This is a genomic window from Roseovarius sp. MBR-79 (assembly GCF_053628555.1).
The window spans coordinates 80227-88516 of record NZ_JBRJGP010000016.1 but is presented as its reverse complement, the minus strand read 5'-3'; the positions used below and the strand labels follow the sequence as shown (position 1 = coordinate 88516).

The following is an 8290-nucleotide window of genomic DNA, read 5'->3' as shown; positions in this document are numbered from 1 at the left end:
AACTGGGCGTCGAAGTCGAAATCTTCACAGCCGGTGCGTATGACGGCGTGATCCAGGCGCTTGCCGCCGATCAGATTGAATTCGCCTTCCTCGGGTCGTCCTCCTATGCTGCGGCCTATACCGCAATGGACGGCGAAGTGGTGCCACTGGTCAGCCGCCTGCAGAACGACGGCTCCACCGGATATTATTCAATTGTTGTCACGCGCTGCGACAGCGGCCTAAACGATCTGGCCTCGCTGGAAGGCAAGGTTCTGGCCTTCGCCGATCCGGATTCGACGTCCGGCTACGCCGTGCCCTATTTTAATATCGCCAAAGAAGTGGACCCAAAGACGTTCTTCTCTGCAATCCCTTTTTCAGGCTCGCATGAAGCCGGTGTGGCCGGTGTTGTGCAAGGCACTTTTGATGCCGCAGCCACGTACATGACCAACGAGACCTCGGGCATTATCCCGCGTATGGTGAGCAAAGGCATGATCGCTGAAGGCGAAGCCTGTCCGATCTGGAAATCGCCGGAAATCACCTCTGGTCCGCTGACCGCACGCGCCAACCTGCCCGAAGCGCTGATCGAAGCAATGCGCACGGCGGTGATGGAAGTGCCGGAGAAGGACCCGGCAGCCTTCAAGGAAATGTCCGGCGGCGAGACCTCCACTCAGAAAGGCTGGATCGAGGTCGATCAGGAACGCTACCAGTGGATCGTGGACATGCGCGACTGGCTGAAAAAGCAGCGTCGTTCGTAAGCTGACAACTCTGGACCCCCGCCAAATCGGCGGGGGTCCATTTTTACTGGGATACCAGAAATGACCGCTGCTGCCGACGTGACGCCTCTGCGTCCGATGGAAAAGTTTGAATTGGACTACGCTGCCCAAAGCCGGCGCGCAAAAATCGGCTGGCTCATCGCAAGTGTCTTGTTTTTTGCGCTTTTCGCATTCTCGGCATGGCTTGGAGATTTCTTCAAGGTCACGCAGGTCACGCTGCCCGACGGCTCGCGCGAATGGCGCTGGATCATTCCAGCAGGTCTGCCGCGCCTTGGAGAGTTCATTGAAAAGACGCTTCCCGTTTTGCGATGGGACAGCCTTGGCGCTGATTTTGCCGAATGGTTCTGGCGCTGGAAAGTCTGGTTGAACCTGTTGATTGAGACTGTCCTGATTGCCTTCATGGCAACGGCCCTTGGCGTCTTCGGCGGGTTTGTGATGTCCTTCCCCGCGTCGCGCAACCTTGCCCCCAACAAGTGGGTGCTTTGGATCTGTCGGCGCTATCTTGAGATTGCGCGCACAGTCCCGGAACTGGTTTGGGCGTTGATCTTTGTATTTTGCTTTTCGGTCGGGCCAATGGCCGGTGTGCTGGCCATCGGGCTTCACACGACCGGGGCCTTGGGCAAGCTTTATTCGGAAGTGAACGAAAACATCGATATGCGCCCGCTCGAAGGTGTGAAGGCGGCAGGCGGCACATGGTTTGACCAAATCCGCTATGGGGCCGTGCCGCAGGTCATGCCAAATATCATCAGCTACACGCTGCTGCGCTTCGAGATCAACGTGCGCGCCTCTTCCATTATCGGCTATGTCGGCGCTGGCGGGCTTGGTCAGGAATTTCGCGAGGCCTTGTCCTTGCAAGAGTATACAGACCTGTCGGCCCTGTTTTTGATCATCTTTGTGACCGTGATGGTCATTGATTATGGATCAGAGAAGCTGCGCCACCGGGTCATCGGACTTGAGACAGGGCCTGCGACATGACCCCAACGGACGGCCAGATCAAAAACTGGATGGCACAGCAGCCACGTGCCTTTCGCGATACACCGGCAATGCGCGCGCGCAAAATCGGTCTTTGGGTCTTATTTGTCGGGCTTTTCGCTTGGTGCCTTTACGACTTCAACTTCTCGCCAGAGCGGATCTGGGTCGGAATTCAGCGGTTCGGAACGGTCGTCACCTTCATGTTCCCGCCCCATTTGTGGGAGACTTGGCCAGAATGGCTCGAGGTGTTCACCGCCCTTGGCGAGACCGTCGCGATGGCATTTCTCGGCACGGTTCTTGGCTTGATCATCGCCTTTCCCGTGTCCTTCCTCGGGGCCAAGAACATCACTCGCATCTTCTGGCTGCGCCATTCCGCGCGTCGCGGTTATGACATCATCCGGGCGTTCGAAACCCTGATCCTTGCGCTGATCTTTATCCGTGCATTCGGGCTTGGTCCTTTGGCGGGCATTCTGGCCATCGCGGTCTCGGAAATCGGGACGTTCGGTAAACTCTTCTCTGAAGCGCTGGAGAACACGTCCAAACGCCCCGTTGAGGGTGTCGTTGCTTCGGGCGGGTCGCGCTTTCAATCCATCCTCTATGGTATCATGCCCCAGGTTTTGCCTGTCCACTTGTCGATCATCCTCTACAACTTTGAATCCAATGTCCGCTCATCGACCATCCTTGGCATCGTTGGCGCTGGCGGGATCGGCTTCATGTTGTCGGACCGGATCGCTGGGCTGTTCTGGGACCAGGTCTGGACGATTATCTTCCTGATCATCGCTATGGTCTACATCGTCGATTACCTGTCCGGCCTGATCCGCACCCGCGTCATTGGCAAATGGGAAGGCGCGCACTGATGGCCGGAGCCGGCTCCAAAAACGCTCTGTCCGAAGTGCCCACCATCCACGAGGGTGCCATTGTTGACGATTTCGAGCTTGGCATGTGGACCGAGGTCGGCAAGGGCACGGTGCTCAAGCACGGGTCGATGGGCGACTGGTCGTATATTACCAAGGGCTGCCACGTCGTTTGGACGACGATTGGAAAGATGTGTTCCATCGCCAATTCGACCCGTATCAATCCCGGAAACCACCCCACATGGCGCGCGGTGCAGCACCATTCGGTCTATCGTGCCGAAGCTTATGGCTTGGGCGAGGATGATTACGACTTTTTCGAATGGCGCAAAGCTGATTGGGTGACGATTGGACATGATGTCTGGATCGGGCATGGGGTGACCGTGACCGCTGGCGTGACCATCGGGACGGGTGCTGTGATCGGCGCGGGCGCGGTTGTGACCAAGGATGTCGCCCCCTACACCGTGGTTGGTGGGGTGCCAGCGCGCTTTATTAAACGCCGGTTCACCGAATCGCAGGCAGAGGCTCTGCAAGAGATCGCCGTTTGGGATTGGGGCTATGAGACTTACAAGGCTGCTTTGCCAGACATCCGCGCGCTGGAGATCGACGCCTTCATCGAGAAATACCGTTAGCCTGAATGCAGCTTGTTAAACCCGCCCCGAAATATTTGGACGCCTATTGCGCCGCGCTTAAGACCGGATGGTCACCACGGACCACGCGGCCTGAAGCGGCAGGAGAGGAGCTTGAGGCGATAACCAAAGACCCCACAGCATTTCTCGATCGGTTGGACAACCCAGAAGGCCTCGGTCCAGACATTGAATTGCCAGATGGTAGTTTCGTCAAACGGCTACCCAGCTTCCGTCGATGGATTTGGCACGACGGCTTTTGCGGTAGTATCGAGCTGAGATGGCAGCATGGTACCAATGCCCTGCCACCGACCTGTCTTGGGCATATCGGCTATGCGGTCGTGCCCTGGCGCAGACGCGAGGGCTTGGCAACAGCAGCTCTGGGTGCGCTGTTGCCCGAAGCGCGGCGCATAGGCTTGACCTTCGTTGACCTTACGGCCGACCCAGGAAACACGGCCTCGATTCGCGTGATAGAAAAGAACGGGGGGAGACTGGTAGGGCGCCGCGACAAAGCTCTAACGCATGGAGGCGGCGAAGAATTGCTGTTTCGCATTCACCTGCCACTTCCTTAGAGATTTTCGACCAAGGCAATCACTTTTGAATTTGGCGTAGCAGTCGGAATTTGAAAGCATTGGCTGCTGCAGTTGTCACAAAACCTTCACGCAGTCAGTCTAAGCGGCCTCGACCGGCAAACCAAATCTGGAACAGGACGCATGGTCAGGCTAAAGGCACTCGATGGCAAGGACGCGTCTCCCTTGTGTTTTGGATGCATGCAATTTGGCGGGACCGCAGATGCCGCTGCAAGCCGCGCCATGTTCGATGCTTGCCGAGGCGCCGGTATCAACTTCTTCGATACAGCCCATACGTATACAGGCGGTCAGTCCGAGGAATTGCTGGGCGGCTTCATCAAACATGACCGCGACGCGCTGGTAGTAGCGACAAAAACCGGCTATACTGGGGGCAGCGGCCGCGAGAATATCCGCGCTCAGTTCAACGAAAGCCAATCTCGTCTTGGGCTGGATGTTGTCGATATCTTGTACCTGCACCGATGGGATCCGAAGACTCCTCTGCTTGAAACTTTCGAAGCACTGCGCGAGTTGCAGGCCCAAGGTAGAATTCGGCACATCGGGGTGTCCAATTTCGCGGCCTGGCAGGTCATGAAAGCGCAAGCCGTTGCCGAGAAGCTCGGAACCCGCATCGCGCGTATTTGCCATCAGCCAGGTCACTGCGGAGCGCATCGGCTATGGCCTGCCAGATGGGTGTTTTGCCTGAATTGTCACGCAAGTTTCACAAATCTCTTCTGTTGTGAGAGGGGGAATCTGTTATGATGTGTATAGTTGTATAGTATATGGAAAAGTTGTCGAGATGAAAGACACTTTCGACGAGAACGCCGAGCGAAAAGCCTGGATGGGTCTGCTTGCCAAGGCTCCGGAAGGCCGCGTTGCTGCCCTGTTGGATGCCGCTATGACGCGTCCGGAATTCACATGGCTGCGCGCGCCTGAGATCGGCACCACTATGGTCCGTGGCCGCGCTGGCGGGACGGGCGCGCCCTTCAACATCGGAGAGATGACTGTCACGCGCTGCGCGCTGACGCTCGCCAGCGGTGAAGTTGGCCACGCCTATGTTCAGGGTCGCCGCAAGTCTGATGCCGAAGCGGCGGCGCTTGTCGACGCGCTGATGCAAGGTCGTAATGCATCAGCCGTTCGCAAGGCAGTTCTTGACCCGCTCGGGGCGGAGCAGTCCGCCGCAAAGACCGCTCGCGCCGAAAAAGCCGCTGCGACGAAGGTCGAGTTCTTTACAATGGCACGGGGAGAGAACTGATGCAGGCAACCGCTCTGGCAGGAGGGTTCGACAATCCCGCCATAGGGTCCGCCCACGCGTTCCGGAGTGTCATGGATGCTATGGCGCGTCCGGGCAGGATTCAGGACATTCAGGGTGGCGCGCCGCCCGAACCTTTGTCCGTCGCAGCGGGCACCGTTCTTTTGACCCTGTGCGATACCGACACGCCTGTCTACCTTGCTGGCAAGGCTGACACAGACGATATTCGCGCGTGGTTGGCCTTTCATACGGGCGCCCCGCTGGCAGGACCGTCACATGCGATGTTTGCCGTCGGCGACTGGGACGCATTGATGCCGCTTGGCAGCTATCCCGTTGGAACGCCGGAATATCCAGACCGCTCTACAACCCTGATTGTGGAATGTGCTGAGCTCGAAGCGGCCGGCGCGACGCTGCGTGGACCTGGGATCAAATCTGAGGCCACGCTGTCCCTGCCGGAAACCCGCGCCTTCCAAAGCAACCGCGCACTGTTTCCGCTCGGGCTCGATTTCATTTTCACCTGTGGCGACAGGTTGGCGGCTTTGCCTCGCAGCACGGAGGTTTTCTGATGTATGTGGCTGTAAAGGGTGGCGAGCGGGCGATTGAAAGCGCCCATGCCTGGCTTGCGGAAGAACGCCGAGGTGACACGGATGTCGCCGAACTCAGCATTGCGCAAATCCGTGAACAGTTGAAGCTGTCCGTGGATCGCGTCATGGCCGAAGGCTCTCTCTACGATCCTGACCTTGCCGCGTTGGCGATCAAGCAATCCCGCGGTGATCTGATCGAAGCAATCTTCTTGATAAGGGCCTACCGCACCACGCTTCCCCGCTTCGGCGCATCGGACCCAGTTGACACAGGTGCGATGGCCTGCGACCGACGCATCTCGGCCACGTTCAAAGATCTGCCGGGCGGGCAGGTTCTGGGGCCGACCTTCGACTACACGCACCGATTGCTCGATTTTAAACTAGCAGCAGATGGCGAGGTGCCGGAAGCGCCGACGCGCGAAGCAGAGCCGGGCGACGTGCCGCATGTGACAGAGTTTCTCAACCGCGAAAGCCTTATCGAAGAAGCGCAGCATGACAACACGCCGCCGCCCGACCTGACGCGCGAGCCGCTTGAAATGCCAGCAGACCGCGCGCTCCGCCTGCAAGCGCTGACCCGCGCCGATGAAGGCTTTACCCTTGGGCTCGCTTATTCCACGCAGCGCGGCTATGCGCGCAACCATGCCTTTGTAGGAGAGTTGCGCATCGGGGCGGTTCCCGTCGAAATGGACATCCCCGAGCTTGGATTCTCGATCGAGATTGGTGAAGTCACCCTGACCGAATGCGAAACCGTCAACCAGTTCAAGGGATCAAAGACTGAACCGCCTCAGTTCACCCGTGGATACGGGCTGGTCTTCGGCCAATCCGAACGCAAGGCGATCTCCATGGCGCTGGTAGACCGCGCTTTGCGTTGGGAAGAGTTAGGCGAAGACAATGTCGGTGCACCCGCACAAGACACTGAGTTTGTTCTTTACCACGCCGATAACATCCAGGCGACGGGCTTTCTGGAGCACATCAAACTGCCCCACTATGTCGATTTCCAATCTGAACTGGAACTGGTCCGAAAACTGCGCCGCGAAGCCGGGGCGGGTCAGGTGCAGGAGGCTGCGGAATGACCGATTATAACTTTGCCTATCTGGACGAACAAACCAAGCGGATGATCCGCCGCGCGATCCTCAAGGGGGTGGCGATCCCCGGTTATCAAGTGCCCTTCGCTAGCCGCGAGATGCCTATGCCCTATGGTTGGGGGACAGGAGGCGTTCAGGTGTCTGCCGCCATTTTGACGCCGGATGATACTTTCAAGGTGATCGACCAGGGGGCCGATGACACCACGAACGCCGTTTCCATTCGGTCGTTTTTTGAACGCACGGCGGGTGTTGAGACCACCACCGCGACCTCAGAGGCGAGCGTCATCCAAACCCGTCACCGCATCCCCGAAGAGCCGCTGACCGAGGATCAGATCCTCGTCTATCAGGTGCCGATCCCCGAGCCCTTACGCTTCCTGGAACCGCGCGAGAGCGAAACCCGCAAGATGCACAGCCTTGAGGAATACGGGCTGATGCATGTGAAGCTTTATGAGGATATCAGCCGGCACGGCCACATTGCGACCTCCTACGCCTATCCGGTAAAGGTCGAAGGCCGCTACGTGATGGACCCGTCGCCCATCCCGAAATTCGATAATCCGAAACTGGGCGACATGGCCGCCATCCAGCTTTTTGGTGCAGGGCGCGAGCAGAGGATATACGCGCTGCCGCCCTACACGCAGGTTGTCAGCCTTGATTTCGAAGACCATCCGTTCGAGGCCAGCAAGGCGGATCACCCGTGTGGATTGTGCGACGCAACCGACAGCTATCTCGATGAGGTCATCATGGACGATCAGGGCGGGCGCATGTTCGTCTGCTCCGACACGGATTACTGCGAGGCCCGGCGCGCCGCAGGCCATAAAGGAAAGGACGCGGCATGACACCTTTGCTGTCGGTTCAAGGCATTACCAAACGCTACGGCGCGCATATCGGCTGCGCGGATGTGTCCTTTGACCTTTATCCCGGTGAGGTGATGGGCATCGTGGGCGAGAGCGGTTCTGGCAAGTCCACGCTTCTCAACTGCATGGCTGGGCATCTTGTGCCAGATGGCGGGCAAGTCGTGTTCGACACCCGCGCGGACGGCCCCAAAGACACGGTCACCATGTCAGAGCCAGAGCGGCGGATGCTCGGGCGAACGGACTGGGCCTTCGTCCACCAACACGCCCGCGATGGGCTGCGCATGGGCGTCAGCGCGGGCGGCAATGTCGGTGAGCGCTTGATGGCTGTCGGCGAACGGCACTACGCCGACATTCGCGGCAAGGCGACGGATTGGCTGGAGCGGGTCGAGATTGATGCAGACCGCGTCGATGATCGCCCGACAACCTTTTCCGGCGGCATGCAGCAACGCCTGCAAATTGCCCGCAATCTGGTGACAGGGCCACGTCTGGTCTTCATGGATGAACCCACTGGCGGTCTCGATGTGTCGGTGCAGGCCCGGCTGCTGGACCTGCTGCGCGGATTGGTGCGCGACATGGGGCTGTCGGCGATCATCGTCACGCATGACCTCGCTGTGGTGCGCCTGCTGGCTGACCGTTTGATGGTCATGAAATCGGGCCGTGTGGTCGAGGCGGGCCTGACTGATCAGGTGCTCGATGATCCGCAGCACGCCTATTCCCAACTTCTTGTCTCTTCCGTTTTGCAGGTGTGAGC

11 protein-coding genes are annotated in these 8290 nt (G+C 58.8%); all 11 read left to right on the top strand.

Features of this window, described 5'->3' with window-relative positions; all coding sequences use genetic code 11:
- A partial coding sequence (gene phnD / locus ACSSV8_RS15645; protein WP_454283070.1) for a phosphate/phosphite/phosphonate ABC transporter substrate-binding protein occupies nt 1-734 on the top strand: 734 nt, incomplete at its 5' end.
- Nucleotides 735-794: 60 nt separating this feature from the next.
- Nucleotides 795-1727 (top strand): phosphonate ABC transporter, permease protein PhnE, encoded by a 933-nt coding sequence (gene phnE, locus ACSSV8_RS15640; protein ID WP_454283069.1) that lies wholly within the window; start codon nt 795-797, stop codon nt 1725-1727.
- Nucleotides 1724-2581, top strand: a complete 858-nt coding sequence (gene phnE / locus ACSSV8_RS15635; RefSeq protein WP_454283068.1) for a phosphonate ABC transporter, permease protein PhnE — start codon at nt 1724-1726, stop codon at nt 2579-2581. The genes phnE (ACSSV8_RS15640) and phnE (ACSSV8_RS15635) overlap by 4 nt, the downstream gene beginning before the upstream one ends.
- Nucleotides 2581-3207, top strand: a complete 627-nt coding sequence (locus tag ACSSV8_RS15630) for a DapH/DapD/GlmU-related protein (protein ID WP_454283067.1) — start codon at nt 2581-2583, stop codon at nt 3205-3207. The genes phnE (ACSSV8_RS15635) and ACSSV8_RS15630 overlap by 1 nt, the downstream gene beginning before the upstream one ends.
- A gap of 5 nt (nt 3208-3212) precedes the next feature.
- Entirely contained in the window at nt 3213-3773 is a 561-nt protein-coding gene (locus ACSSV8_RS15625) for a GNAT family N-acetyltransferase (protein WP_454283066.1), read from the top strand.
- 141 nt (nt 3774-3914) lie between these two features.
- Complete coding sequence (locus ACSSV8_RS15620; protein ID WP_454283065.1) at nt 3915-4529, top strand: aldo/keto reductase; 615 nt, start codon at nt 3915-3917, stop codon at nt 4527-4529.
- A gap of 37 nt (nt 4530-4566) precedes the next feature.
- Entirely contained in the window at nt 4567-5022 is a 456-nt protein-coding gene (gene phnG / locus ACSSV8_RS15615) for a phosphonate C-P lyase system protein PhnG (protein WP_454283064.1), read from the top strand.
- On the top strand, nt 5022-5585 hold the full coding sequence (gene phnH / locus ACSSV8_RS15610; RefSeq protein WP_454283063.1) for a phosphonate C-P lyase system protein PhnH: 564 nt from the start codon (nt 5022-5024) through the stop codon (nt 5583-5585). Before phnG ends, phnH begins: the two co-directional genes overlap by 1 nt.
- The gene (locus ACSSV8_RS15605; RefSeq protein WP_454283062.1) at nt 5585-6673 is read left to right on the top strand and encodes a carbon-phosphorus lyase complex subunit PhnI; all 1089 of its coding nucleotides are present in this window, start codon (nt 5585-5587) and stop codon (nt 6671-6673) included. The genes phnH and ACSSV8_RS15605 overlap by 1 nt, the downstream gene beginning before the upstream one ends.
- Nucleotides 6670-7521: an alpha-D-ribose 1-methylphosphonate 5-phosphate C-P-lyase PhnJ gene (locus tag ACSSV8_RS15600; protein WP_454283061.1), complete on the top strand. Its 852-nt coding sequence runs from the start codon at nt 6670-6672 to the stop codon at nt 7519-7521. Before ACSSV8_RS15605 ends, ACSSV8_RS15600 begins: the two co-directional genes overlap by 4 nt.
- Complete coding sequence (phnK, locus tag ACSSV8_RS15595; protein WP_454283060.1) at nt 7518-8288, top strand: phosphonate C-P lyase system protein PhnK; 771 nt, start codon at nt 7518-7520, stop codon at nt 8286-8288. Before ACSSV8_RS15600 ends, phnK begins: the two co-directional genes overlap by 4 nt.
- The last annotated feature ends 2 nt before the right edge of the window (nt 8289-8290 follow it).